This is a genomic window from Kribbella qitaiheensis, assembly GCF_042657745.1.
GTDB lineage: Bacteria > Actinomycetota > Actinomycetes > Propionibacteriales > Kribbellaceae > Kribbella > Kribbella qitaiheensis.
In genome coordinates, this window is the sequence record NZ_JBHSKE010000015.1 from 233667 (window position 1) to 258689 (window position 25023).

Consider the following 25023-nt stretch of genomic DNA (forward strand, 5'->3'; position numbering starts at 1 on the left):
GGGCAACTCTGCTCTAGCTCTGGACTAGTTGGAAGAACCTCGTCACGTCGGCGGCGAACAGGTCGGGCACCTCGAGGGCAGCGAAATGGCCGCCTCGCGCGTATTCGGTCCACTGCGCCACCTGGAACGAATGCTCAACGTGTGGCCGGATCGCCAGGGTGATGTCGTGGGGGAGCACCGCCACTCCGAGTGGAGCCGCGCAGACCGGTGGTGTGACCCCGGCCGTCTCCTTGGTCAGGCGAGCGGACGACCCCGCGGTGCCGGTCAACCAATAGAGCGAGATGTTGGTCAGCAAGTGGTCGATCGGGATCTCCGAGGCGGGGTCGGTCCACTCGGTGAACTTCTCCGCGATCCAGGCCAACTGGCCGACGGGAGAGTCGGTCAGCGCGTACGAGATGGTCTGTGGCCGCGTCGCCTGCAACGCCTGGTACGCCGGGCGGTTGGCCACCAACGCCTTGATCCGGTCCAGCCGCCGGGTGTCCTCCTCGTCGAGGTCGAACTCGACCCCCTTCGGCGGAGGCAGCGGCAGGTAGGTGACGTGGACGCCGACCACTTGGTCCGGGGCGACGTCCGCCAGCGCCCGGGCGATCCCCGATCCAAAGTCGCCACCCTGAGCGCCGTACCGGTCGTAGCCGAGGCGGTTCATCAGTTCGGCCCAGGCCCGGGCGACGCGGTGGATGTCCCAGCCCTGTTCGTGGGTCGGGCCGGAGAACCCGAAGCCGGGGATCGACGGGATGACCAGGTGGAAGTTCTCGGCGAGCGGCCGGATCACGCCGACGAACTCGAGGAACGAACCCGGCCAGCCGTGCGTGAGGATCAGCGGCAGCGCCTCGGGGTTGGCCGAGCGGACGTGCACGAAGTGGACCCGCTGCCCGTCGATCTCGGTCGTGTACTGCGGGAGTTCGTTCAGCCGGGCTTCCTGCTTGCGCCAGTCGTACGCCGTACGCCAGTGCTCGGTGAGTTCCTTCATCCACGCGAGCGGGATGCCGTAGTCCCAGCCGGCGTCGGGGAGTTCGTCGGGCCACCGGGTCCTGGCGAGGCGGTCGGCCAGGTCGTCGAGGTCGGCCTGCGGGATGTCGATGGTGAACGGCTCGATCATGGTGATCTCCTTTGTTGGTGTGACCAACGATAACCCATAATCGTTGGTCACACCAACAGAACTTCAGGAGCACAGGTGAGACCTCAGGAGATCGTCCCAGGACAGGCTGCCGCCGGACTGGTACTCGATCACGCGGGTCTCGAAGAAGTTCTTCTCCTTCTTCAGGTCCATCACCTCCGACATCCAGCCGAACGGGTTGCGGGTCTCGCCGAAGATCGGGGCGAGGCCGATCTGCTCCGCCCGGCGGTCGGTGATGAAGTGCATGTACTGCTCGCACAGGTCGGCGGTCAGGCCGAGCATGCCGTTCGGCATCGTCGCGCGGCCGTAGGCGACTTCCAGCTCGCACGCCTCGGTGAGCATCTGGCGCACCTCCGCCTGGAACCGCGCGGTCCACAGGTGCGGGTTCTCCTGCTTGATCTGGTTGATGCAGTCGATGCCGAAGTTCAGGTGGATCGACTCGTCGCGCAGGATGTACTGGTACTGCTCGGCGATCCCGACCATCTTGTTGCGCCGGCCGAGCGACAGGATCTGCGCGAAACCGGTGTAGAACCACATCCCCTCGAAGACCACGTAGAACGCGATCAGGTCGCGCAGGAAGTCGGTGTCCGCCTCCGGGGTGCCCGTCCTGAAGTCGGGATCCTCCAGGTGCTGGGTGTACTTCAGCGCCCAGGCGTCCTTGTCCGCGATGGACGGCACCTCGCGGTACATGTTGAACAGTTCGCCCTCGTCCAGGCCGAGCGAAGTACAGATGTACTGGAAGGTGTGCGTGTGCACGGCTTCCTCGAACGCCTGGCGGAGCAGGTACTGCCGGCACTCGGGGTTGGTGAGCTGCCGGTAGACCGCGAGCACGATGTTGTTCGCGACCAGGGACTCGGCGGTGGCGAAGAAGCCGAGGTTGCGCTTCAGCATCAGCCGCTCGTCCTCGGTCAACCCGTCCCGGGACTTCCAGAGGGAGATGTCGGCCTGCATCGCCACCTCGGTCGGCATCCAGTGGTTGTTGCAGGCGGCCAAGTACTTGTCCCAGGCCCACTGATACTTCAGTGGGAGCAACTGGTTCACGTCCGCGCGGGCGTTGATCATCGCTTTGTCGGCGACCTCGACCCGCGATGCTCCGATGGCGATCTCGCCCAGTCCTGTGGTGGTCACTGGCAGGCCTCGCAGTCAGGGTCGTCGATCGAGCAGACAGCACCGGTGGGTTCCGGCAGGGCCACTGGAGCGGTGGGTTCTGGCAGGGCTACGGGAACAGCGTTGAGCCGGCCGTCGGTTCCTTGCAGCGTGGACTTCTCCACGTGAGTCGCTGACTGGGAACGCAGGTAATAGGTCGTCTTGAGGCCATACCGCCAAGCCGACCGGTAGAGTTCGTCGAGTGCTTTTCCGGACGGCGCGGACATGTAGAGGTTGAGCGACTGGGCCTGGTCGAGCCACTTCTGCCGGCGCGACGCCGCCTTCACCAACCACAGCGGGTCCAGCTCGAAGGCGGTCGCGTAGAGCTCCTGCAGATCGGCCGGCACCCGGTCGATCTGGGACAGGATCCCGTCGTGGTACTTGAGGTCCGACACCATCACCTGGTCCCACAGGCCGCGTGCCTTGAGGTCGGCGACGAGGTAAGGGTTGGCGACGGTGAACTCGCCGGACATGTTCGACTTCACGAACAGGTTCCGGTAGATCGGCTCGATCGACTGGCTGACCCCGCAGATGTTGGAGATCGTCGCGGTCGGCGCGATTGCCAGTACGTTGGAGTTCCGCATCCCATCGCGCTGCACCTTGGTCCGCAGGGCGTCCCAGTCGAGCGTGCGGCCGGTGTCGACGGTGAGGTCGCCGTTGCGCGCCTCGCGGAGCAGTTCGAGCGAGTCGATCGGCAGGATGCCCTGGCTCCACAGCGATCCGTCGTACGTCTGGTAGCTGCCGCGCTCGGCGGCCAGGTCGCTCGACGCCTCGATCGCGTGGTAGCTGATCTGCTCCATCGAGCTGTCGGCGAAGGCGACGGCCGCGTCGGAGGAGTACGGGATGCGCAGCGCGAAGAGCGCGTCGGCGAATCCCATCAGGCCGAGGCCAACCGGGCGGTGCCGCTGGTTCGCGCGCTCGGACTCCGGCGTGGTGTAGAAGTTCACGTCGATCACGTTGTCGAGCATCCGGACGGCCGTCTTCACGGTGTCGCGGAGCAGTTCTGCATCCAGGCCGGTGGCGGTGAGGTGCGCGACCAGGTTGACCGAGCCCAGGTTGCAGACCGCGGTCTCGTCGACGGTGGTGTTCAGGGTGATCTCGGTGCACAGGTTGGACGAGTGGACAACGCCGTCGTGCTGCTGCGGTGAGCGCAGGTTGCACGCGTCCTTGAAGGTGATCCATGGGTGGCCGGTCTCGAAGAGCACGGTCAGCATCCGGCGCCACAGGTCGACGGCCTTGATCCGGCGGAACACCCGGATCTCACCGCGGTCGGCGGCCCGCTCGTAGTTCTCGTACGCCATGGCGAACGCGGCGCCGTACAGGTCGTGCAGGTCTGGGACCTCGTCGGGGGAGAACAGGGTCCAGTCGCCGCCGGCCTCGACCCGCTGCAGGAACAGGTCCGGCACCCAGTTCGCGGTGTTCATGTCGTGCGTCCGGCGGCGCTCATCACCGGTGTTCTTGCGCAGGTCGAGGAACTCTTCGATGTCCACGTGCCAGGTCTCGAGATACGCGCAGACCGCGCCCTTGCGCTTACCGCCGTTGTGGGCCAAGCCGGCGCTTGTCATATACGACTCGTCGACCTCGACCTCGAGATCGTGCACGACCGGCACCATCGATGTAGTACGGATCTCGCGTACGCGCGAGAAGACCATGCCTTCGTGTGCGATCCAGTTGAATTTGTGGATGGGTCTAGCGCCCACGAGCTCGGCGATTCCCGGTATGGCGGGAATACGGATATCAACCACGTGCACAGGCTTCGAGAAGGTGATCTCGGAACCATCCGAGCGCCGGCCGACGTGATGGCCGTCCCGAATACGATACTGCCCCGCGGTGGGCACTCCGAGCCTGAGCAGTTGGTAGCACAAGTCGGCGGCGAGCCTTCGTGACGTCGTCGTGAAGTAGATTTCCTTGCCACGTGATGTACCGCCGTCCGTTTCCAGGAGACCGCGGATGAGCGCACGTGTCTTGGTGGGCGGTAGGTGTGCGAACCGACGTGCGAGGTGCTTGAGGTGTTGTTCGTCGTAGAGGTCCTCGCCGGTAAACGGAAGCGTCGCCTCGCCGCGACCGGCGAAACGTCCCGTGAGCGGGTCTCTTCTGACGCCACGTCCCGCCGCCCAGTGGATCTGTGTGTAGGTGTCACCGCGACCGGTCTCCCAGAAGTGGATTTCGCGAGTGGTGAGGTAGTCGCGGACGAACGACAGATGTGAGTCGCACTGCGGGTTGCCGGATACCCCCCACTGGCTGCCGTTCTTCGACAGATGGCCGTCGCCGAGAAGGATGCCGTACAGGCGCGCATCGTCCTCCGTTAGAGAGTGAACCGGAATGACCTCCTTCGGGACGACCTGCCCGACGTAGTCACCCCTGCTGAGCATGCCGGCCTCGACCCAGGCTGCCTGAACCTTTCCCTTGGTGAGCCACTCGAGCGTGCGCTCATTACCCTGCTCCATCGGCACGCCTTGAATCGCATAGAAAGGATGCCCTGCGGTGACCGTGAGCGGCTCGATCGAGTGCTTCACGTTGAGCTCCACCATCGGGCCATCCTGGTCGTACGTGAATGTCTTCGTGACCTCGCGATAGCGGCCGCTCGCACCGAGCACCAGATCACCCACCTTGATCTCGCGAATCGCCGTTGCGCCGGCTGCGGCGTAGACGAGGGTCTCCGGAGCAAAGCACTGGTTGACTGCGACGGCGGTGTCGTTGGCGATCTTGAGGAACGGCACGACGCCCTGGGACTCGCCGTTGGTGCCGCGGATCTTCGCGCCGATACCGCGGACCGGTGTCCAGTCGTTGCCGAGTCCACCCGAGTACTTCGCGAGCAGCGCGTTGTTGCGGATGCCGCTGAAGATGCCGGCCAGATCGTCGTCGACGGTGGTGAGGAAGCACGACGACAGCTGCGGCCGGGTGGTACCGGAGTTGAACAGTGTCGGCGTGGAGGACATGAACCGGAACGAGCTGAGCAGCTCGTAGAACTCGATCGCTCGGTCCTCGCGGTTCTCCTCCTTCAGCGCGATGCCCATCGCGACGCGGAGGAAGAACGCCTGGGGGAGCTCGAAGCGGACCTTGTCGATGTGCAGCAGGTAGCGGTCGTACAGCGTTTGCAGGCCGAGGAAGGCGAGGTCCAGGTCGCGCTCCGGCTTGATCGCCGCGGCGACCTTGGCGAGGTCGAAGGTGGCGAGCTCAGGGTCGAGCAGCCCTGCCTCGATGCCTGTTTCGAGGTACTTCGGGAAGTAGCCGACGTACGCCGAGGCCATGTCCGCCTGGCTCGCCTGGCGCGGCTCACCGTGCACCCGGCCGAGCGCCTCGCGGCGGATCTGGTCCAGCAGCGGCCTGCTGGCGGCGAAGCTGTACTCCGGCTCGGTTTCGACATACGCACGGGCGGCCATCACCAGGGCGAGCTCGACCTCGTGCTGGGCGATGCCGTCGTAGCAGGAGCCGAGGGTCTCGTTCAGGATCAGCTCGGCATCGACCGAGTCGAGTCCCGCGGCTGCCTCGGCGACGATTAGGCGCAGGCGTTCCACGTCGAGGGGAGCGATGCTGCCGTCGGCGGCGCGGACGGTGATGGCCGGCGGCTGCTTGCTGAGCTCGGCCGCGTTCTCCGGGGTGCGGGCCTTGCTGCGCTCCTCCCGGTAGAGGACATACGCCCGGGCGACCTGGTGCTCGCCGGCGCGCATCAGCGCCAGCTCGACCTGGTCCTGGATGTCCTCGACCTGCACACTGCGCCTTGCGTCGCCGCGGCTGGTCAGGGTCGAGATCACCTTGGCCGTCAGGTCGCTGACCAGGTCGCGGACCCGGTGGCTGCTGCCGGCCTCCGCTCCTTCGACAGCCAAGAAGGCCTTGCTGAGAGCAACGGAGATCTTGGTCGGATCGAAGGCGGTGCTGCTGCCCTCGCGCCGTACGACGGTGAGTTGGGTCGGGGGAGCCGACTGGCCTGCGGTCGGCTGGGAAGGCGAAACGATGGTCACAAGCGCTCTCTCCACGCGAGTCTCTTTGACGACCGGGACCCCGAACGAGCGCACGACGGGACAGGCAGCGGCAGACCTGCGGTGGTTCCAGCCTGGTTCGGCCGGAGCCCGCGGTCTTGCGGATCTGCTCCTGTCGCGCCCTGCGGCCCGCCCTCGAGGCCTCGGACAGCGTGCACCGGCGGCACACGCACCGGCGGCAGGCATTCGGGCTCACGGAGCACATTCCCCGCTTACCGCTGCGGGGCAGCCCCGGATTTCCACCGGATTCCCCTACCACCAGTAGAAGGGACATTAGCTCCACAACCACCACATCTTGTGGCACGACGCGCCGCGTGCCGCACATCTTGTGTGTGAATCACGCGGCTAGGGCGTGGAGGTCTTGGAGGGTCATGATTTCCGAGCCGTGGTGGATGAGTTCGCGATTGAGGCGGAGGATGACGTGGCCGAAGGGTTCGCCGGCGTCCAGTTCGGTGGCCTGGCTCAGGCCGACGGTCATCACCTGTTGCTCGTCGAGGTCGGCAATGGACTGCTGCCACGCGTCGACCCAGTGGCTGAGCCAGGCGACGGCGTCGCGGGCGTTGCCGTGCAGGGTGATGTCGGCGCGGCCCTGGCGGCTCTCGCCGAAGGTCCACTCCCAGCGCTCGAAGAACGTCTCGGTCAGGTGGGCGATCAGCCAGGCGATCGTGCGCGGTCCTCGGTGGTCAGGCTCGTCCGGCCACTGCGCGACCCACTCGCCGGTTCCGAGTGACCTGAAGCGCCCGGCGTACTGCCGGCGGACGACGGTCAGGGCCTCGCTGCTCGGTCGCCAGAAGTACTCGTCGTCCGTCAAGGCCGCGAGCCGCCCGGACAGCACCATCCAGCTGAAGCCGAGCTGGCCCCGCACCATCGCCATCGCCGATGGTCGCTGCAGGATGTCCCAGTCGAACGGCTCCGGCATCACAGTTCCTCACACTCCCCGTTTGATCAAGCTTCGAACGTATGTTCGAATTGTTCAACGCGAGGGAAGGGAAAGTCAACTGCGACGGTGTGTTGGTGATGGCATCGACGGAACGGGTCTGCTAGGTGGCTCGATCCGGGTATCCGCCGCCGGGCTGGCGAAACGGCGTTCGAGGAGGGTGAAGGCATCGATCAGTTCAGGAGCTTCGTAGACCCGGTTGCGACGGCCGTCCGTGACCTCGCGGAGCACGCCGGCTTCGGTGAGCCGGGCGAGCCCCTGGTTGGCGGCCTGCTGTGACCTGCCGATGAGTTCGGCCGCGGCGGCTAGGGTGAGCACGGGTGCCGCCGGCAGGGTCTCGATCAGCAGGTCGACTGCCGATCCCGCGCGCACTGGGGCGGTCCGTTCGCGCCAGGCTGTCTTGAGTTCGGCCGCGGTGCGTTCGAAGCGAGCCGCCTCGGCCGTGGCATGGCTGCACGCCGTCGCGAACATCAGCAGCCACTCGTTCGCCGCGCCGCGAGCGCGAGGGCTCGTCGCCTTGCCGACGTGCCGGAACGCGGTGAGCGCTTCGACGTACTGCGTGGCGTGGGTGGCGAGTGACAGCGACACCGGCGGGACCGTGCGTTCGACGAGTCCCTCGGCCCGCAGGATCAGGTGGATCAGCGCGCGCCCGGTCCGGCCGTTGCCGTCGGCAAACGGGTGGATGGTCTCGAACTGCGCGTGCGCGATGCCGGTTTTCGCCAGCACAGGCAGGGAAGAGTCCCGCACGAATGCCATCAGGTCCTCGAGCAGTTCGGGCATGAGTTGCGCGGGCGGCGGCACGTAGTACGCCTCGGCGGGGGAGCGGCCGCCGATCCAGTTCTGCAGGAAGCGCACCTCGCCGCCGAACTCCGGATTCGGCGAGTGCGCCATCAGTCGCCGATGCGCCTCGAGCAGATGCTCGACCTCGAGTTTCTCGCCGATCTGCACGGACTCGGTCACCCACGTCATCGCGTCGACCGCGCCGAGCACCTCCTCGGCGGTGACGTCGTGATGGCGCGCGCTGTCCCGCAGAGCCTCGGCCTTCAGGAGCCGGCGCGCGCCGACCACGAGCCCCTCGATCTGCGACGACCCGACTGCCTCGGCCCGCAGCAACAACCGCGCCAAAGCCTCGCTGTTCGTCAGTACCGCGGCCGTCGCGTCGAGCCGGGCGAGATCCCCGGCCGCGTCCTCGAGCGCCGCCAGCACCTCGTCGCTGAGGTCGAACTCCCGCCCGACCAGCCTGTCCGGGAAGTACAACTCATACGACCCGCCCAGCCGCTCGGCCCGGGTGAACCCGTCAGGGTGCCCCGGCCACCTGTGCAACTCCACTCGAGCCATACCTAGGAGTGTCTCTTATTCAAGGTTGGGAGACAAGCTTGAACAAGAGACAGCCTTAGTCCAGGAGAGATGAACCGATCGGAGGGCAGACTCGAACCTGGTCACGAGACTGGGGCGACGAGACTGGAGGCACCGTGCGGCTGGACGCGGAAGCGCTCGAAATGGTGGCGGCGAACGAGGCGGACTGGGATGCGCGGGCGGCGTTGCATGCGGCCAGCCGGTTCTACAGCCAGCCTGCGGAGTACTGGTTCGGCGACTACGAGTGGGAGGATCTCGGTCCGCTCGACGGGCGCGACGTACTGCACCTCCAGTGTCATCTCGGCACCGAGACGATCGCCTTCGCCCGCCGCGGCGCCCGGACCGTCGGGCTCGACCTTTCCTCACGTTCGCTGGAGGAGGCGCGGAAGCTCGCCGGAAACCAGAAGGTCGACATCGAGTACGTCCACGCGAACGTGTACGACGCGGTGGAGGCCCTGGAGGGCAGGCAGTTCGATGCCGTCTACACCGGCAAGGGCGCGCTCTGCTACCTCCCCGACTTCGCCCAGTGGGCCGAAGTCGTCGGCCAACTCGTGAAGCCGGGCGGCTCCCTCTACATCGTCGAGTTCCACCCGCTCCTGAACGCGATGGGCCCGGTCGCCCTGCCCGGCGACACCGACGACCTGATCATCCGCAACGACTACCTGGAAGGCCGTGGCGCGATCGCCCACGACTCCACCGTCACCTACACCGGCGACCAGGTCCCCGGCCGCCAACGCAGCTTCGAGTGGATGCACAGCCTCGGCGAAGTAGTCACCACCCTCGCCAGCAGCGGCTTCCAGATCACCCGCCTCCGCGAGTCCGAAGTACTCCAATGGCCCCGCTTCAACACCATGCAGCAAACCCCCAAGGGCTGGTGGCGCATCCCGGACGAAGCGCCCCGGATCCCCTTGCTCTACGTCCTCCTGGCGACCAGGCGGGAGTGAGCGATCAGTTCAGCCAGATCGGGTTGCTCCAGGCCCGTCCACCGCTGGCATCGACGACGGTCACCCGGATGTAGGCACTCGTCCGGAACATGTCGAGTGGGAGTGAGCATTCGGTGAATGCGTCGCCGGCCCGCACCTCCTTTCCGGGAACGCAGCCGGTGACGAGTACTCGGCTGGCCGGTGAACTGCGAATCGTGATCGTGCCGTCGTCGAGACGGATGTCATGGATCTCAGGTCCGGTGCTGGCGTAGTACTGGCCGTCCTTGAGCGCGGCGAGCAGAGCGTCGGGTTCCAGGGACTCGGCGCGTACCTGCACCCACGCCGCGAAGCCTGGTGGATCCTGGGGCTGAAAGTGGGCGTCGTCGGCTGCATAGACGCCGAGCCGGTGTCCCCGGCCAAGCAGCAAATCACAGAGGTGCCAGCTGTCGCCTCGGTCCTCCCATGCCGACAGAGCGTTGTGAACCTCGACGGCGTGTGCGGCGTCCAGGCTCTCCGCATCGGCGAGAGTGAGCAGGGATGCCGCCGGGTGCGCCATGCCGATGAACGCCCCCGCGGCGCGAGCCCGGCGGGCAAGTTCAGGTCCGGTCTCCGCGGAGTCCGGCGGTGTGAAACCAAACGGCAGCCCGAGCGCGATGATGTGCCACTCCGCCGAGAACTCGGTCCGTGGTGCGTGCAGTTCAGCACCCAGCAGCGTCGTGAACGTGGAGGTCCGCAGCGCCCTGGTGTCGGTCAACGGATACCCGTACTTCGCCCTGAAGTGATCCGTGATGGCCACAAAGTCGTAGCCCGCCTCCTGATAGAGACGGCCGACCTCCTCCGGCGGCAACGCGCCATCCGACCGGTCGGAGTGGGTATGCAGGTTCCCGCGCCAGAACCGCCCTGGCCGGTCGAACGGCAGCTCGAACATGTGTCAGGAGCTCCTCTGGTGCGATGGCAGGCGAGCCTCAGATAGTGGCAGTTGTGAGGAGCTGGTCGCAGAGTTCGACTAGTCGTTGGCGGAGAGGGCGGGCGCGGTCGGCGAAGGAGCGTTGGGCTGCGGCGTACGTGGCTTTGCCAGCCGGGGTCTCGATCTGGACCGGGTCATACCCCAACGATGCGAAGTCGTAAGGGGAGGCGCGCATGTCGAGGGTGCGGATGTCGCGGGCCAGTTCGAAGCAGTCGAGGAGCAGGGAGCTGCGAGTGAAGGGCATCAGTTTGGATGCCCACTTGTAGAGGTCCATGTTGGCGTGGAGGCAGCCGCCTTGCTCCAGCTGAGGTTGGGACTCCCGGGTGGGGGAGAGGACGTTGAGGGGGCGGGCCGGTTGGGTGAAGAAGCGGAAGGCGTCGAAGTGGGAGCAGGCGATCTTGTGGGACTCGACGACCTTGTCGGTGCCGTCGGGGCCCAGTCGAAGCGGCCAGTCGTGGCGGATGTCCTCGGTCCTGTAGACCATCGCCCACTCGTGCAGGCCGAAGCAGCCGAACTGGGGCTGCCGGTCAGCCGTTGCCGCTAGCAACTGCCGGATCCAGCTGATCGAGTCGGTACGGCGCGAGACCTCGGCAAGATCCAGCTGCGCCGCGCCCTCGGAGTACAGGTAGCCGCGTCTTCCCTCGTACTGCGTGGCGCCGAGCAGGCGGATTCCGGGGCCGGGGTGCCAGACGCGGAGGTGATTCGGGCGGGTCGGGTAGTAGGTGAAGAGGAAGTCCTCCACCGGGTGCTTCTCCCGGCGCCGGCGGCGCTCCAGGTGGTCTGCGAGCAGCGCGTCGACCCGGGCGACATGGGCGGCCTGGAGCGGCTCCCATTCGGCGGCCTCGAGGGTGACGACGGAGGTCTGGGCCGAGGCGGGCACGCGACCAGGGCTCACAGGTCCACGGCTCACGGCTCCACGGCTCACAGGTCCAGGGCTCACAGGTCCAGGGCGAAGGCGTACAGGTCGACTCCGGGGCGGGGGGACCAGTCGCGTTCGGGGAGGCGGGTGAAGCCGAGGCGTTCGTAGATCCGGTGTGCCCCGGTCATGGAGGTGGCGCTGGACAGGACGACCCGGTGGTAGCCGAGCTCGCGGGACCGCTCGACGCAGTGCCGGCTCAGCGCAGTACCGAGGCCGAGGCCGCGGGCCTTGGGGGAGACGCCGAGCATCCGGAACTCGCCCTCGCCGGTCTCGGCGATCTCGCCGTAGACCGAGCCCGGCGTACAGAAAGTAACGGTGCCGAGCAGCTCCGTGTCGTCCACCGCGACCCACAGTTCGGCCTTGGCGGCACGGTCGGCGGCGTTGCGCAAGGTCAGTCCGTAGTCGGAGCCCTCGGGGATGAAGCCGTCGCTCGCGTAGGCGTCTGCGGTCAGCTCGCCGACCTCGTCGTACTCGTCGGGCTGGGCCAGGCGGATCGTCGTCGTCACCATGTAACTGTCTCACCCCGGTACGGCGGTAGGCTCGGGGCCGTTCATCCTCTGACCTGAGCAAAGGCCTGAAGTGCGTATCGCCAGATTCTCCGTCGACGACGAGCCGAAGTACGGCGTCGTCGAGACCGACGACCCCGAGGGGCTCGTCGGAACCGTAGCCGTGCTCGACTCGGACCCGCTCTACCGGCCGGTCCAGTTCACCGGCGAGCAGTTGCAACTGGCCGACGTCCGGTTGCTGGCCCCGGTGATCCCGCGCAGCAAGGTGGTCTGTGTCGGGCGCAACTACCAGGCGCACGCGGAGGAGCTCGGCAACGAGGTGCCGAAGGAGCCGCTGATCTTCCTCAAGCCGAACACCTCGGTGGTCGGCCCGCGGGACGGCATCGTCTACCCGGAGCAGACGAACGACCTGCACTTCGAGGGCGAGCTGGCGATCGTGATCGGCCGGATCTGCCGCGACCTGCCCAAGGAACGCGTGAACGAGGTGATCTTCGGGTACACCGTCGCCAACGACGTCACCGCGCGGGACCTGCAGAAGACCGACGGCCAGTGGGCCCGGGCCAAGGGGTACGACACGTTCTGCCCGCTCGGCCCGTGGATCACCACCGAGCTCGACGTCTCCGACGTCCGGGTGACCACCACGCTGAACGGCGAGCCGAAGCAGGACGGCCGGACCTCGCAGTTCATCTTCGACATCCCGGAGGTGCTGGCCTACATCACCTCCTTCACCACGTTGCTGCCCGGCGACGTGGTGCTCACCGGCACCCCCGCGGGTGTCGGCCCGATGCTGCCCGGCGACGAGGTCGCGATCAGCATCGAGGGAATCGGAACTCTGACGAACAAGGTGATCGTGCGTGACTGACAGGCCTGCCCCGACCGACGACGACGTCCTCGGTGGCTTGGAACCCGACCAGGTGCGAGTGCGCTTCCCACCGTCGCCGACCGGTCTGCTGACGGTCGGCAACATCCGCAGCGCCTTGTTCAACTGGGCTTTCGCCCGGCACTACGGCGGCAAGCTGGTGCTCCGGATCGAGGACACCGACACCTCGCGCAACACCCCCGAGGCGCTGCAGTACACGCTCGACTCGCTGCGCTGGCTCGGCCTGAACTGGGACGAGGGCCCGGAGGTCGGCGGCAACTACGGCCCGTACCTGCAGTCCGAGCGGATGGACATCTACGCCGACGTGGTGGCGAAGCTCCTGGCCGCGGGCAAGGCGTACCACTGCTACTGCTCCCAGGAAGAGCTCGAGCAGCGTCGCGAGGCAGCCCGTACCGCGGGCCAGCACAGCGGGTACGACGGTCACTGCCGCACGCTGACCCCTGAGCAGGTGCAGGCCTACCTCGACGAGGGCCGGCGCCCGGTGGTCCGGCTGCGGATGCCCGACCGGCCGATCGTGTTCGACGACCTGGTCCGCGGCGAGATCACCTTCCTGCCGGAGAACCTGGGCGACTACGTGCTCGTCCGGGCCAACGGCTACCCGCTGTACCCGCTGGTGAACCCGGTCGACGACGCGCTGATGGAGATCACCCACGTACTGCGGGGCGAGGACCTGCTGCCGTCGACGCCACGGCAGATCGCGCTCTACGAAGCGCTCGCGGAGATCGGTATCGGCTCCGGCAAGACGCCGCAGTTCGGGCACCTGCCGTTCGTGATGGGCGAGGGCAACAAGAAGCTGTCCAAGCGCGACCCGGGCTCCGGCCTCGGCGAGTACATGGAGCGCGGCTTCCTGCCCGAGGGCCTGCTGAACTACCTGGCGCTGCTCGGCTGGTCGATCGCCGACGACCGCGACGTCTTCACCATGGACGAGATGGTCAAGGCGTTCGACATCCGCAAGGTGAACGCGAACGCGGCCCGGTTCGACCCGAAGAAGTGCGAGGCGATCAACGCGTCGCACATGCGGATGCTGGATCCGTCGGAGTTCGCCGCCCGGGTGGTGCCCTTCCTGGCGCAGGCCGGCTTGCTGCCGGCCGAGCCGTCGGAGGAGCAGCTCGCGGTACTGCACGCGGCGGTGCCGTTGGTGCAGGAGCGGATGAACACGCTGTCGGAGTCGCCGGACATGCTGGGCTTCCTGTTCGTCTCCGACGAGGCGTTCACGATCGACCCGGATGCGGCCGCGAAGGTGCTGACCGGTGACGCCGGCGCGGTGCTGGAGGCGACCTCGAAGGCGCTCTCGGAGCTTGGCGAGTGGAAGACCGAGGCGATCGAGCAGGCGCTGCGCGCGTCCTTGATCGAGGGGCTCGGGCTGAAGCCGAAGAACGCCTTCGGCCCGGTCCGGGTGGCGATCTCCGGCCGCCGGATCTCGCCGCCGCTGTTCGAGTCGCTGGAACTGCTCGGCCGGGAGCGCTCGCTCCGCCGGCTGGAGCAGGCCCGCGCCGCGCTGCCGGCGGACTGACCCGATGTCGTACGACGCGACGCCGCGGCCCGGGTCCACCGTCGACCTCGGGGACCCGGGCCCGCAGCCGTACCACCGGTTGCTGCGGAACCAGGTGACGACGTGGTGGACGGTCATCCTCGGCACGTTCGCCATCCTGGCCGGCTGGATGTTCGCGAGCCTGGTGATCCTCTCGATCCAGATGGGGATCCGGGAGGATCCGGAGGGCACGGTCTCCTGGTTCGGCCTGCTCGCGACCAACCTGTCGCTGATCGTGCTGATCCCGCTGAGCATGCTGGTCGCCCAGAAGCTGAACCGGCAGTCGCCTGGGCTGCTCTCCTCGGTGGTCGGCCGGCTGCGCTGGCGTGCGCTCGCCTGGTTCGGCGTCGCCGCGGTGGCGCTCGAGTTGGTGATGCTGGGCGTCATCGAGATCGGCGGCGTCGACCTGCTGGACGACGGCGGGAGCGGTGTCGCGAAGGACGCGGCGGCCGTGATCGCCGTCACCCTGTTGACGTCCACCTTCCAGGCCGCGGGGGAGGAGTACTTCTTCCGCGGCTATCTGCTGCAGGCCGTCGGCGCGCTGGTGCGGAATTCGCTGGTGGCGGTGCTCGTCACCACCGTGGTCTTCACGATGGCGCACGGGATCTGGCCGTGGGAGAGCCCGGCGTTGTTCCTCGACCGGTTCGCCTTCGGTCTGGTGGCGGCCATGCTGGTGATCCGCACCGGTGGCCTGGAGGCGTCGATCGCGGCGCACGCGGCCAACAACGTGGTCACCTTCATCTTCGCGGCGCTGACCAACAGCGTGGGCGACAGCCTGGGGGCCACGGACGCGCCCTGGTCGCTCGTGGCGGTCGATGTGGTGAAGTTCGTGGCCTTCGGCGTGATCGCGTTGCTGATGGCCCGCAAGATGCACCTGCAGACCACCTGCGACCTGCCGCTGGTGGCGTCGCCGGCGCCTGGGACGGGACCGGGCAGCGGCCCTGGGAAGAGGCTGGTGTGACGGGAGTGACAACGCCCGGGCGGGACCTCGTTTTGGAATCTGACGGCATGCTCGGGTAGGCTCAGCGGGCCAGGTTGTGAGGGCGGAAACGCAAGCACAATCGCAGAGAAATGCCTTGGGGTATGGGGTAATTGGCAGCCCGTCTGATTCTGGTTCAGTTAGTCTAGGTTCGAGTCCTAGTACCCCAGCGAGCGATTGGACCGCACCGATGAAAGTCGGTACAGTTCATCCTCGTTGCCCAGCCCGCAAGGACCGAGCAACAACCCTCTGGCCCCGTTGTGTAGCGGCCTAGCACGCCGCCCTCTCAAGGCGGTAGCGCGGGTTCGAATCCCGTCGGGGCTACCAGAGAACACGAAGGCCCGGACCTCACGGTCCGGGCCTTCGTCTGTTTCCGCTCAACCAGATCTCAGTCCGCCACCACCGCCTTCAGGACATCGACCTTGGCGGCGGACCTGGCCGGTCCGACGGCCGCCAGAACCCCTGCGACCGCGGCCAGCACCACGTAGAGCGCCACCTGCAGGCCGGGGATCGAGATGGCCTTGATGCCCTCGTCCGCGAGTGCCTGCGACAGTGCGAGCCCCAAGCCGATGCCGAGGGCGGCGCCGGCCAGCGCACCGATCAGGGAGATGACCACGGACTCCCAGCGCACCATCGCCCGGACCTGGGCCCGCGTCATGCCGACCGCCCGGAGCAGGCCCAGCTCACGGGTCCGCTCGAAGACCGACAGCACCAGGGTGTTGACGATGCCCAGCAGCGCGATGATGACCGCGAGCAGCAACATCACCGTGACGAAGGTGAGCAGCTTGTCGATGAAACCGCCGGCTTCCTGCTCGAACCCCTTGCGATCGAGCACCTTCGCGTCGGGGTGGTCGGCCAGGGCCGCGGTGATGGCCTTCTGGACGGTCGACCGGTCGGCGCCGGGCAGGAGCGTGACCAGGCCGGAGTTGATCAGCTGCGGGCCGGCCGCGGCGGTCTGAGCGGCGATGCTGATGACGAAGTCGTCGCTGATCCAGCCCTTGCTGTCGTAGATGCCGACGACCTTCATCACGTGCTTGCCGGTCTCGGCGAACTCGGTCCCGATGCTGTCGCCGACCTTCCACCCGTGCGTGGTCGCGGCGGATTGCGCCACCACGATCCCGGTGGTGCCGAGGTCGGACACGGAGCCGGCCGACAACCGCAGGTTCAGCCCTGCCGTCGCGGTGGCCGGGTCGACGGCTGAGTAGCTCGAGTCCGCGCCGTTGAACCGGGCTTGACCCCAGCCGCTGGCGGAGACTTTGTCGACCCCGGACACGCCCTGGACCGCCTTGATCGCCTCCGGGCTGAAGCCCGGGCCCTGCGAACTCGAGGGGGTGACGAACAGGGAGGCGTTGGTCGAATCCCCGATGATGTCGGTGAACGAGGCCTTCAGCGACGAGGCGAACACGCCCATGCTGACGACGAGGGTCAGGCCGACCATCAGCGCGGCGGCCGTGGACGACGTACGGCGGGGATTGCGCATCGCGTTCTGCCTGGCCAGCTCGCCGGGCAGGCCGCGCATCCGCAGCGGTACGCCGATCAGTGACGCCAGCGGACGGGCGGCAGCCGGCAGCAGCATGAGGACACCGACGATGATGGCCAGCAGGCTGGGGCCGAACAGCTTCATACTCAGGTCGGCGTACAAGGTCATGAACAGACCGGTCAGACCGATGACGGTGACGACGGCCCCGCTGATCACCCGCTTCTTCGTCGGGTTGCCGGAGCCTGGCACTGCCTCACGCAGCGCCTCTACCGGCAGCACCTTCGTCGCCCGGTGGGCCGGGACGAGTGCCGCCGCGACGGTGACCACGGTGCCGACCAGCAGGGATACCACGATGGTGCGGGGCTCCACCTGCATCGACGTACTGGGCAGGCTGAAGCCGACCGCGCCCATCAGCAGGTTGAGGCCCTTGGCGACGAGGAGGCCGAGACCGATACCGACGGCCGACGCGACGAGGCCGAGCAGCAGCGCCTCGAGCACCAGGCTCCGGTTCACCTGGCGCCGGGTGGCGCCGATGGCCCGCAGCAGGGCGATCTCCCGGGATCGCTGGGTGATCGTCATGGTGAAGGTGTTCCAGATGATGAACGAGCCGACGAACAAGGCGATACCGGCGAAGATCATGAACATCACGGTGACGACCTTCAGGTCCTTGTTCACCGCGTCCGCGGACTCCTTCACCACGGTCGCACCGGTGACTGCCTCGGCGCCCTCGGGCAGCACCGTGTTGATCTTCTGCGCCAGGTCGGCTGGTGCTACTCCGGGATCGGCGCTGACACTGATCGAGTCGAACAGGCCGGGCGCTCCCAGCACCTGCTGCGCGGTGGCGGAGTCGAAGTACGCCCCCGTGGTACCACCGAGGTTCTTCTCGCCGCCGAAACCGACGGTGCCGACCACGGTGAACTCCTGGGTCGGACCGCGGAACAGCACCTTGATCGTGGAGCCGAGCGCGATGTGGTGTTCCTCGGCACTGGTGGCATCGATCGCCACCTGGTGCGCGCCCGAGGGCGCGGCGCCGGTGAGGAGCTTGACGTCACCTCGCAGCGCGGGATCGGCCGGCAGGCTGTAGCCCATGGTGGGCGCTCCGCCGCTGGTCAGCACGGCCCGGCCGCTGTTGTCGGTCAGCAGCGCGTAGCCGCTCACGGAGCCCTCGGCGGTGCGGACCCCGTCGGCCTGGCGTACCTGGGTGAGGACAGAGGCGGGGATCGGGGCCCGGCTGGTGCTGATGCCTTCGGACTGGCTGTAGGCGGCCTCGGCGCGGACGACCGCGTCGGTGCCGGCGGAAACCTTGCCGAACAGCTGGTCGAAGGCCAGGCGCATGGTGTCGGTCAGGACGAGGGTGCCGGCCAGGAACGCGACCCCGAGTGCGATCGAGGCCACGGTCAAGGCGAGTCGCACCTTGTGCGCGAGCATGCCGCGCAGCGTTGCGGTGAACATGGTTCAGGCTCCTAGATGCTTCATGAAGTCGAGAACGGCGTCGGCCGTCGGCTCGAACATCTCGTCGACGACGTGCCCGTCGGCCAGGAACAGGACCCGGTCGGCGTAGCTGGCGGCGGTCGGGTCGTGAGTGACCATGACGACCGTCTGGCCGAGCTCCTCGACGGCCTTGCGCAGGAAGCCGAGTAGTTCGGTTCCCGAGGCGGAGTCGAGCGCACCGGTGGGCTCGTCCGCGAAGACGATCTGCGGACGCGAGGCGAGCGCACGGGCCGCGGCGACCCGTTGCTGCTGCCCGCCGGACAGTTCGGTCGGACGATGGCTCAGCCGGTCGGCGAGCCCCAGCTTGTCGACGATCGACTTGACCCAGATGTCGTCCGGCTTGCGGCCGGCGATGCGGATCGGCAGGACGATGTTCTCCGCGGCGCTCATCGTGGGCAGCAGGTTGAACGACTGGAAGATGAAGCCGATCTGGTCCCGGCGCAACAGCGTGAGCGCTTTGTCGTTGAGCGAGGTGATCTGGGTGTCCCCGAGGAACACCTCGCCGGACGTCGGCCGGTCGAGGCCGGCGAGCATGTGCAGCAAGGTCGACTTGCCCGAGCCGGACGGCCCCATGATCGCGGTGAACCTGCCGGCGTCGAGGCTGACGCTGACGTCCTTGAGTGCGGCGATGGTCGCGTCGCCGGTGCCGTAGAACTTGCTGACGCCCTCGGCCCGGGCCGCGGCCGTCGCCGGCGCAATGGTGGTGGTGGCAGACATGTGATTCTCCCTGTGCCTGGTTCGCCCCCCGGTCGAGTGGCGTGATCCCAGCAAAGGCGTTCCGGCCGCCTGATCCCATCGGGCTGGGCGCACGCCGTCGGGGCGCTGCCCGTGGGCAATCTGCGGACGATCGTGCGGCTGACCCCACCCCTGGGGTTCGGGCACTCCCATCCCGACGCCGGTGGGCGCAGACTGCAAAGGTGAAGTTGTGGGGGCGACGGCGGACCCGCCGTGAACAACTCGCTGCTCTGCTGGTGTTGGGCGGGCTCGTGGTGTTCGTGGTGCTGGTGTACGTCGTCATCGTTCTCGGCGGTGGTGCCCTCATCGGCCACACGTCGTCGCCGCACGCGGGACTCTCGGTGCTGGCGACTGCGGTGGTGGCCCTGTCCCTCGGGCGGGTGCAGTCACGCCTCGAGGTCGTCATGTCGCGATTGGTGCACGGTGGCTCGCAGTCGCCGTACGAGGTCTTGAGCCGGTTCTCGCCGGCGGTGACCGGTGGCGGCCCGGCGACGGATGACCTGCCGGCCCGGATGGCCGAAGTACTGGCCGCCGGGACGGGTGCCAAGGCAGCGCAGGTGTGGCTGATGGTCGACGGCCGGTTGAGGCTCGCCGCAGCCTGGCCCCCTGACGGAGCGACGGTCCGCGAGTTGCCCGGTCGGCGGCAGTTGTCGGTGCGCCAGGCCGGAGAGTTGCTGGGTGTTCTGGTCGTCCAGGAACACGAGAACGTACCGCTGACGCCGGTCGAGGAACGACTCTTCGCAGGGCTGGCCAACCAGGCCGGGCTGGTACTGCGTGGCGCGCGGTTGCGGGCCGAGCTGGTTCATCGGCTCGCGGAGCTGTCCAGGCTGGCAGCGGAACTGCGAAGGTCAAGGCAACGACTCGTCGACGCGCAGGACGCCGAGCGGAAACGGCTCGAGCGCGACATCCATGACGGCGCTCAGCAGCATCTGGTCGCGCTCGCGGTGAACCTGAGATTGGCACACACCTTGGCCGGACGGTCGCCCGAGCGGGCCGATCGGCTGCTCGGGGAGCAATGCCAGGCGGCCAAAGCGGCCATCGAGGCGATCACCAGCCTGTCGCGGGGCATCTACCCGAACCTGCTCGTCGACGAAGGGCTTGCGGTTGCGCTCCGGACGGCGGTCGCCTGGAGCCCGCTGCCGGCCGAACTGCTCGCGGCTGACATCGGCCGGTACCCGGCGGGCGTCGAGGCCGCCGCGTACTTCTGTGCGCTGGAGGCGCTGCAGAACTCGGCCAAGCACTCCTCGGCGACGGCGATCCGCCTGGGCCTGCGGGGCGGCCCCACAATCCTCGAGGTGACCGTCCAGGACGACGGTGCCGGTTTCGATCTCGGGGCAGCGCATGCAGGCGCAGGTCTGGCCAACATGCGGGACCGGGTCGAGTCGGCAGGCGGAACGCTGACCATCGAGACGACACCCTTGCGCGGCACCCTGGTAGCAGCGCGACTGCCGGGTGCGCGCCGGCCGGGGGACTGACATGTACGCGCGAGTGGCCTGGGTGCTGACCGCGCTCACCGTGCTCATCGCCGGCGCCGATGTCTGGGTCACCTCGGCCTACCGGCCGCTGCTGTCCGAGGAAGCCGTCGCCGTGCACGGTTTCCCGTTCGTCACTGCTGCAGTCGTGGGGTGCTCCGCGATGGGTGCGCTGATCGTGGCACGGTGGGCGCAGCACCCGATCGGCTGGCTGCTCTGCCTGATCGGCTTCCTCTCAGCGATCTCGTTGCTGACCGAGGCTTACAGCGTGTGGGTGGTCACGGCCGACGGGCCGGGGTCGCGGAGCCTCGGCGGAATCTCAGGCTGGATCGCCGCCCTGTTGGGTGGACAGCTTTCCCTGGCTGCGCTGGCGATCCTCTTCCTGGTTGCGCCGGACGGCCGGCTCCTGTCCCGCCGTTGGCGCGCCGCGGCCGTCGTGGCGTTGGTGGGGTACGTCGGTTACGCCGGAAGCCTGCTCACCCTGTCGCCGACCGAGTTCGACATCGACCGGCAGGAGGTCGGGCCGCTCGGCAGTCTGTTGTCCGTGCTGGGTCTGCCGTTCATCGCCGCCGGCCTGGTCGCCGCGATGGTGTCCATGGTCCTCCGGCTGCGTCGTAGCCGGGGAGTGCCGCGGCAGCAGTTGCGGCTGATCGCGCTGTCGGCGGTGTTCATCGCCCTGAGCTTCGTCCACCTGATCGTCGTCCAGCTGTCCAACGGCGGACGGCAGACCTGGATCTCGAGCCTCCCGCTGTTCGTCTCCTACTTCTGTCTACCGCTGCTGTTCGCCGTCGCGGTACTGCGCTACCGGCTGTTCGATCTGGACCTGATCATCAACCGGGCCGTCGTCCTTGCCTTGGGCACCATATTTGCTGGGATCGGCTACACCGCTCTGGTCCTTGCGGTCGCATCCCTGCTCAACACCCAGACGAGTGGATTCTGGCTGTCGCTGCTCGCCACCGCGCTGGTCGCGCTCGCGTTCCAGCCGCTCCGCCAACGGGTCGTCCGATTGGCCAACCGGCTGGCCTACGGGGACAGGGCGTTGCCCTACGAGGCACTCTCCGACTACAGCCGTCGCCTCACGGAGCCGCCGTCACCGAACGCGCTGCTGCCTGCTGTCGCGGAAGCGGCCGGGCGCGCGGTGTCGGCGCGGTCCTCCACTGCGGTTCTGCAGGTTCCCGGCCTGGTCGGAATCTCCGACGTCTGGCCTGGCCCGGCCGACGGAGCACCGGACTCCGACGGAGCACCGGAGTACGAGGTGCCGGTCCGGCAGGGTGGCGACACCCTCGGCAGCATCGGCGTCACGATGCCGAAGGGGCGCGGGCTCCGGCCCGCGGACGAGCAACTGCTGCGTGATCTGGCCGACCAGACGGCGCTGGCATTCCGCAACGCCGCGATGGAGGCCGAGCTGGCGGAGCACGTGGCTGCCCTCGATCGGACCACCGAGGCGCTGGCCGAGTCCCGGCGAAGGATCATCGCGGCCGACGACGCCGCTCGCCGCCGACTGGAGTCCGCGATCTCGCGGGACGTGCTGTCCCATCTCCAGCTCATGCCCGAGCGGTTGAGCCGCCTCAGCGTGGCGAAGTCGGGGAGCACGGCGACGGACGAGCTCGAGCAGCTCGTTGACGAGACGAACGCGGCACTCGAGTCGTTGCGCGTACTGACCCAAGGGCTGTTCCCGACCCAGCTGGCCCGGGCCGGGCTGGCCCGCGCGCTCAGCTCCCATCTGGCGCGGAACGGTCAGGCTGTCACTGTGCACTTCGAGCCGTCGGCTGACCGGCGGTTCCCGGCCAGAGTCGAGGCAGCGGCGTACTTCGCCTGTATCGAGGCGGTGCGCGCCGGCTCCATGGGGGCCCGGATCGACCTCCGGGTCGTGGCAGCGGAGCTGGTCGTGCAGATCCGCGGCCACGCCCGCGACCGGATCGACGTACAGGCGATCGTCGACCGGGTCGAGGCTGCGGGCGGACGGCTGTCGCTCGACGAGGCGGGCCTGCTGTCGGTCAGCATTCCGGTCGATGCCGGCGAGCCCACGCGTCTGTGAGCAGGTCGGGACCGAACGAGGCCTTGGCCAGGTACGACGCAGCTCCACAGCCGGAGAGGTCGAACTCCTCCCGGTCATAGGTCGAGAGCAGTACGACGATCGGCGGATCGGCGTGCCGGGTGATCCGCCGGGTGGCCTCGATGCCGTCGATGCCGGGCAGGTTGACGTCCATGAGCACAAGGCTCGGCCGCAGCCTCGGGACGGCGAGCAGCGCCTCCTCCCCGGACGAGGTGGACGCGACGACGACGAAACCGTCGGTCTCCGACACGACGGTAGCGATCGCCTGGCGGAACGGCTCCTGGTCGTCCACGATCAGAACGCGTACCTCGCCCACGTGCTCACCTCCTGAAGGCCATCGTGGGGGGTCAAGGCATCGTCGCGACATGGTGCTGTCCGCCCGGCCTGGTACGGCTGACCCCCGCCGACGTCAGCGGCCGGCCGGCCCGCCGGTCGCCTCGAGGAAGGCGAGGACGGCCATGACGCGACGGTTCACGTCGGACTCGTCGGCGAGGCCGAGTTTCTGGAAGAGCGAGCTGATGTGTTTCTCGACCGCCCGAGTGCTCATGAACAGGGCTTTGGCCGTCGCCTCGTTGCTCCGGCCGGCGGCGAGTTCCTGGAGCACCTCGCGCTCCCGGTCGGTCAGGCCGGGCAAGGGGGAGCGTGATTCCTGCGCCTTTCGCGCCAGCAGACCCTCGACGACCCTGGAATCGAGGACGGAGCCGCCGCGCGCAACGTCGTACAGGGCTCGCAGCAGCTCGTCACGCTGCGACACCCGTTCCTTCAGCAGATACCCGAGGCCGGCGGCGCCCTCGGACAGCAGGTCGAACGCGTAGTCCTCCTCGACGTACTGCGACAGCACGACGACCCCGATCGACGGGTGGTCGGCCCGGATCCGCTTCGCGGCGTCGATGCCCTCGGTCGTGAAGGTCGGGGGCATCCGGATGTCGGTCAGGACGGCATCCGGCCGGTGCCGGGCCACGGACTCCAGCAACGCCGCCGGATCGGTGACCACGTCGACGAGTTCGATGTCCTCGGCCTCGGTGAGCAGCGCGGAGATGCCTTCACGCACCAGGAAGTTGTCGTCCGCAAAGACAACTCGCAACACCACAGCATTCACTGCGGGCCGAGAGAGGCGCTGATGCCGAACACCATGCCGATCACCCCGCGGACGACCAGCATCTTCCAGCCGACCGCAAACCAGTCCCGTTCCATACCGTCATGGTCATCCCGGCACGGCCGGTAAACAACAGCCCGGCCTACCGTGGTCGTATGGCACTCGCCGTGTGTCTGCTCTTCGACCGGCGATCCGACCGGATCCTGCGGGGTCTGTGGGACCGGCTGGAGGACCTCGGCGTACCAACGCTGAAGTCCCACACCCACGGCCGGCACGTGCCGCACCTGTCGCTGGCCGTACTGCGGGAATGGCAGCACGACGAGGTGCGGAAAGCCGTCGAGTCCCTGCCCGACGACGGTCCCGTCAAGCTCCACTTCGACGCGCTCGGAAGCTTCCGCCGCGGCCGCGCCTGGCTCGTCCCCGCTGTCAGCGCAGACGTATTACAGCGTCAAGAGCGAGCAGTCTCCGCGCTCAACGAGACCGGAGCGGACCTGCACCGGCACTACCAACCCGGCCTCTGGGTCCCGCACTGCACCATCGCTCCACGAGTCCCGCTGGTAGTCCTGCCGATTCTCGCGGCCGCCGTGTACGACGTACTGCCGCTGGAGACGACCGCCGACCATGCGGCCCTGATCGACAGCAGTACGGGTCGGCTGTGGCCGCTGACCCATTTGCCCTGACTACTCGGAAGCGCGGCGGAGGGCTTCGGAGAGGCGCTCGGCGGCGGCCATCACGGCCGGGGCGTGCATCCGGCCGGGCTGGCGGGAGAGGCGTTCGATCGGGCCGGAGACGGAGACCGCGGCGATCACCTTGCCGGAGGGGGAGCGGACCGGCGCGGAGACCGAGGCGACGCCCTGCTCCCGTTCGCCGACCGAGTGCGCCCAGCCGCGGCGCCGTACGCCGGCCAGGGCTGCCGCGTTGAAGGTCGCGTTGTGGAGGCCGCGGTGCATCCGCTCCGGGTCCTCCCAGGCGAGCAGTATCTGCGCTGCCGACCCGGCCGCCATGGTGAGCTGACTGCCGACGGGCACGGTGTCGCGCAGACCGGATGGACGCTCGGCGGCCGCGACGCAGACGCGGTACTCGCCTTGGCGCCGGAAGAGCTGAGCTGACTCGCCGGTGATGTCGCGCAGCCGGGCCAGCACCGGACCGGCGGTAGCCAGCAGCCGGTCCTCACCGGCCGCGGAGGCCAACTCGCTCAGGCGGGGGCCGAGCACGAACCGGCCCTGCATGTCGCGCCCCACCAACCGGTGGTGCTCGAGCGCGACGGCGAGCCGGTGAGCCGTCGGCCGGGCCAGTCCCGTCGCCGCCACGAGTCCGGCCAGGGTCGCCGGCCCGGACTCGAGTGCGGACAGAACGAGAGCTGCTTTGTCGAGAACGCCGACTCCGCTAGAGTTGTCCATGAGACGATATTGCCGTCTCGAATCGTGGAACGCAAGTCGCTGATCGGGCCGA

Annotated in this window: 20 protein-coding genes, 2 tRNA genes and 1 riboswitch; of the genes, 9 read left to right on the plus strand and 13 right to left on the minus strand. The window is 68.0% G+C overall.

The genetic code is table 11. The annotated features are described in order from the left end of the window. Nucleotides 1-13: 13 nt before the first annotated feature. From ACFPJ1_RS15090 to ACFPJ1_RS15110, 5 genes are all read right to left on the minus strand, one after another. Entirely contained in the window at nt 14-1099 is a 1086-nt protein-coding gene (locus tag ACFPJ1_RS15090; protein WP_380104243.1) for an epoxide hydrolase family protein, read from the minus strand. A 63-nt stretch (nt 1100-1162) separates the two neighbouring features. After that, nucleotides 1163-2245: a ribonucleotide-diphosphate reductase subunit beta gene (locus ACFPJ1_RS15095; RefSeq protein WP_380104244.1), complete on the minus strand. Its 1083-nt coding sequence runs from the start codon at nt 2243-2245 to the stop codon at nt 1163-1165. After that, nucleotides 2242-6240 carry a ribonucleoside-diphosphate reductase subunit alpha gene (locus ACFPJ1_RS15100; RefSeq protein WP_380104245.1) on the minus strand — a complete coding sequence of 1333 codons (3999 nt, stop codon included), beginning with the start codon at nt 6238-6240 and terminating at the stop codon, nt 2242-2244. Before ACFPJ1_RS15100 ends, ACFPJ1_RS15095 begins: the two co-directional genes overlap by 4 nt. 163 nt (nt 6241-6403) lie before the next feature. Beyond that, nucleotides 6404-6518: riboswitch (cobalamin riboswitch) on the minus strand. A 62-nt stretch (nt 6519-6580) separates the two neighbouring features. Then, entirely contained in the window at nt 6581-7162 is a 582-nt protein-coding gene (locus tag ACFPJ1_RS15105; protein WP_380104246.1) for a DinB family protein, read from the minus strand. A 75-nt stretch (nt 7163-7237) separates the two neighbouring features. Further along, nucleotides 7238-8518 carry a Fic family protein gene (locus ACFPJ1_RS15110; protein ID WP_380104247.1) on the minus strand — a complete coding sequence of 427 codons (1281 nt, stop codon included), beginning with the start codon at nt 8516-8518 and terminating at the stop codon, nt 7238-7240. A gap of 134 nt (nt 8519-8652) precedes the next feature. On the opposite strand from ACFPJ1_RS15110, the gene ACFPJ1_RS15115 reads away from it, so the two are divergent. Further along, entirely contained in the window at nt 8653-9480 is an 828-nt protein-coding gene (locus ACFPJ1_RS15115) for a class I SAM-dependent methyltransferase (RefSeq protein WP_380104248.1), read from the plus strand. Nucleotides 9481-9484: 4 nt separating this feature from the next. Here the strand turns inward: ACFPJ1_RS15115 and ACFPJ1_RS15120 are convergent, their stop codons facing one another. The 3 genes from ACFPJ1_RS15120 to ACFPJ1_RS15130 are packed head-to-tail and all read right to left on the minus strand — an operon-like array spanning nt 9485 to nt 11854. Continuing rightward, nucleotides 9485-10387 carry a CehA/McbA family metallohydrolase gene (locus ACFPJ1_RS15120; protein WP_380104249.1) on the minus strand — a complete coding sequence of 301 codons (903 nt, stop codon included), beginning with the start codon at nt 10385-10387 and terminating at the stop codon, nt 9485-9487. A gap of 37 nt (nt 10388-10424) precedes the next feature. After that, entirely contained in the window at nt 10425-11336 is a 912-nt protein-coding gene (locus ACFPJ1_RS15125) for a 3-methyladenine DNA glycosylase (protein ID WP_380104250.1), read from the minus strand. Between the two features lie 26 nt (nt 11337-11362). Beyond that, nucleotides 11363-11854, minus strand: coding sequence for a GNAT family N-acetyltransferase (locus ACFPJ1_RS15130; RefSeq protein ID WP_380104251.1), 492 nt, complete (start codon nt 11852-11854; stop codon nt 11363-11365). A 70-nt stretch (nt 11855-11924) separates the two neighbouring features. Here ACFPJ1_RS15130 and ACFPJ1_RS15135 point away from each other — a divergent pair, with 70 nt between their 5' ends. The 5 genes from ACFPJ1_RS15135 to ACFPJ1_RS15155 all read left to right on the plus strand — a co-directional run bounded on the left by ACFPJ1_RS15135 (nt 11925) and on the right by ACFPJ1_RS15155 (nt 15568). After that, nucleotides 11925-12713 (plus strand): fumarylacetoacetate hydrolase family protein, encoded by a 789-nt coding sequence (locus tag ACFPJ1_RS15135; RefSeq protein ID WP_380104252.1) that lies wholly within the window; start codon nt 11925-11927, stop codon nt 12711-12713. Beyond that, complete coding sequence (gene gltX / locus ACFPJ1_RS15140) at nt 12706-14244, plus strand: glutamate--tRNA ligase (RefSeq protein WP_380104253.1); 1539 nt, start codon at nt 12706-12708, stop codon at nt 14242-14244. Before ACFPJ1_RS15135 ends, gltX begins: the two co-directional genes overlap by 8 nt. A 4-nt stretch (nt 14245-14248) precedes the next feature. Next, nucleotides 14249-15223, plus strand: a complete 975-nt coding sequence (locus ACFPJ1_RS15145; RefSeq protein ID WP_380104254.1) for a CPBP family intramembrane glutamic endopeptidase — start codon at nt 14249-14251, stop codon at nt 15221-15223. A gap of 116 nt (nt 15224-15339) precedes the next feature. Further along, nucleotides 15340-15411, plus strand: a tRNA-Gln gene (locus ACFPJ1_RS15150). An 81-nt stretch (nt 15412-15492) separates the two neighbouring features. Beyond that, nucleotides 15493-15568, plus strand: a tRNA-Glu gene (locus ACFPJ1_RS15155). Between the two features lie 61 nt (nt 15569-15629). Here ACFPJ1_RS15155 and ACFPJ1_RS15160 read toward each other — a convergent pair. Further along, nucleotides 15630-18173, minus strand: coding sequence for an ABC transporter permease (locus ACFPJ1_RS15160; RefSeq protein ID WP_380104255.1), 2544 nt, complete (start codon nt 18171-18173; stop codon nt 15630-15632). 3 nt (nt 18174-18176) lie between these two features. Continuing rightward, nucleotides 18177-18929, minus strand: a complete 753-nt coding sequence (locus ACFPJ1_RS15165) for an ABC transporter ATP-binding protein (RefSeq protein WP_380104256.1) — start codon at nt 18927-18929, stop codon at nt 18177-18179. A 200-nt stretch (nt 18930-19129) separates the two neighbouring features. On the opposite strand from ACFPJ1_RS15165, the gene ACFPJ1_RS15170 reads away from it, so the two are divergent. Beyond that, complete coding sequence (locus ACFPJ1_RS15170) at nt 19130-20422, plus strand: GAF domain-containing sensor histidine kinase (RefSeq protein WP_380104257.1); 1293 nt, start codon at nt 19130-19132, stop codon at nt 20420-20422. 1 nt (nt 20423) lies between these two features. Beyond that, the gene (locus tag ACFPJ1_RS15175; protein WP_380104258.1) at nt 20424-22457 is read left to right on the plus strand and encodes a sensor histidine kinase; all 2034 of its coding nucleotides are present in this window, start codon (nt 20424-20426) and stop codon (nt 22455-22457) included. Here the strand turns inward: ACFPJ1_RS15175 and ACFPJ1_RS15180 are convergent. Together ACFPJ1_RS15180 and ACFPJ1_RS15185 are read right to left on the minus strand one after the other, a co-directional pair. Then, the gene (locus ACFPJ1_RS15180) at nt 22417-22791 is read right to left on the minus strand and encodes a response regulator (protein ID WP_380104259.1); all 375 of its coding nucleotides are present in this window, start codon (nt 22789-22791) and stop codon (nt 22417-22419) included. The genes ACFPJ1_RS15175 and ACFPJ1_RS15180 overlap by 41 nt on opposite strands. 93 nt (nt 22792-22884) lie before the next feature. Beyond that, entirely contained in the window at nt 22885-23559 is a 675-nt protein-coding gene (locus tag ACFPJ1_RS15185; protein WP_380104260.1) for a response regulator transcription factor, read from the minus strand. 167 nt (nt 23560-23726) lie between these two features. Between ACFPJ1_RS15185 and ACFPJ1_RS15190 the strand changes: the two genes are divergently transcribed. Next, nucleotides 23727-24251, plus strand: a complete 525-nt coding sequence (locus tag ACFPJ1_RS15190; protein WP_380104261.1) for a 2'-5' RNA ligase family protein — start codon at nt 23727-23729, stop codon at nt 24249-24251. Here ACFPJ1_RS15190 and ACFPJ1_RS15195 read toward each other — a convergent pair whose 3' ends face one another. Continuing rightward, the gene (locus ACFPJ1_RS15195) at nt 24252-24971 is read right to left on the minus strand and encodes an IclR family transcriptional regulator (RefSeq protein ID WP_012922430.1); all 720 of its coding nucleotides are present in this window, start codon (nt 24969-24971) and stop codon (nt 24252-24254) included. It abuts the gene before it with no gap. Between the last annotated feature and the right edge of the window lie 52 nt (nt 24972-25023).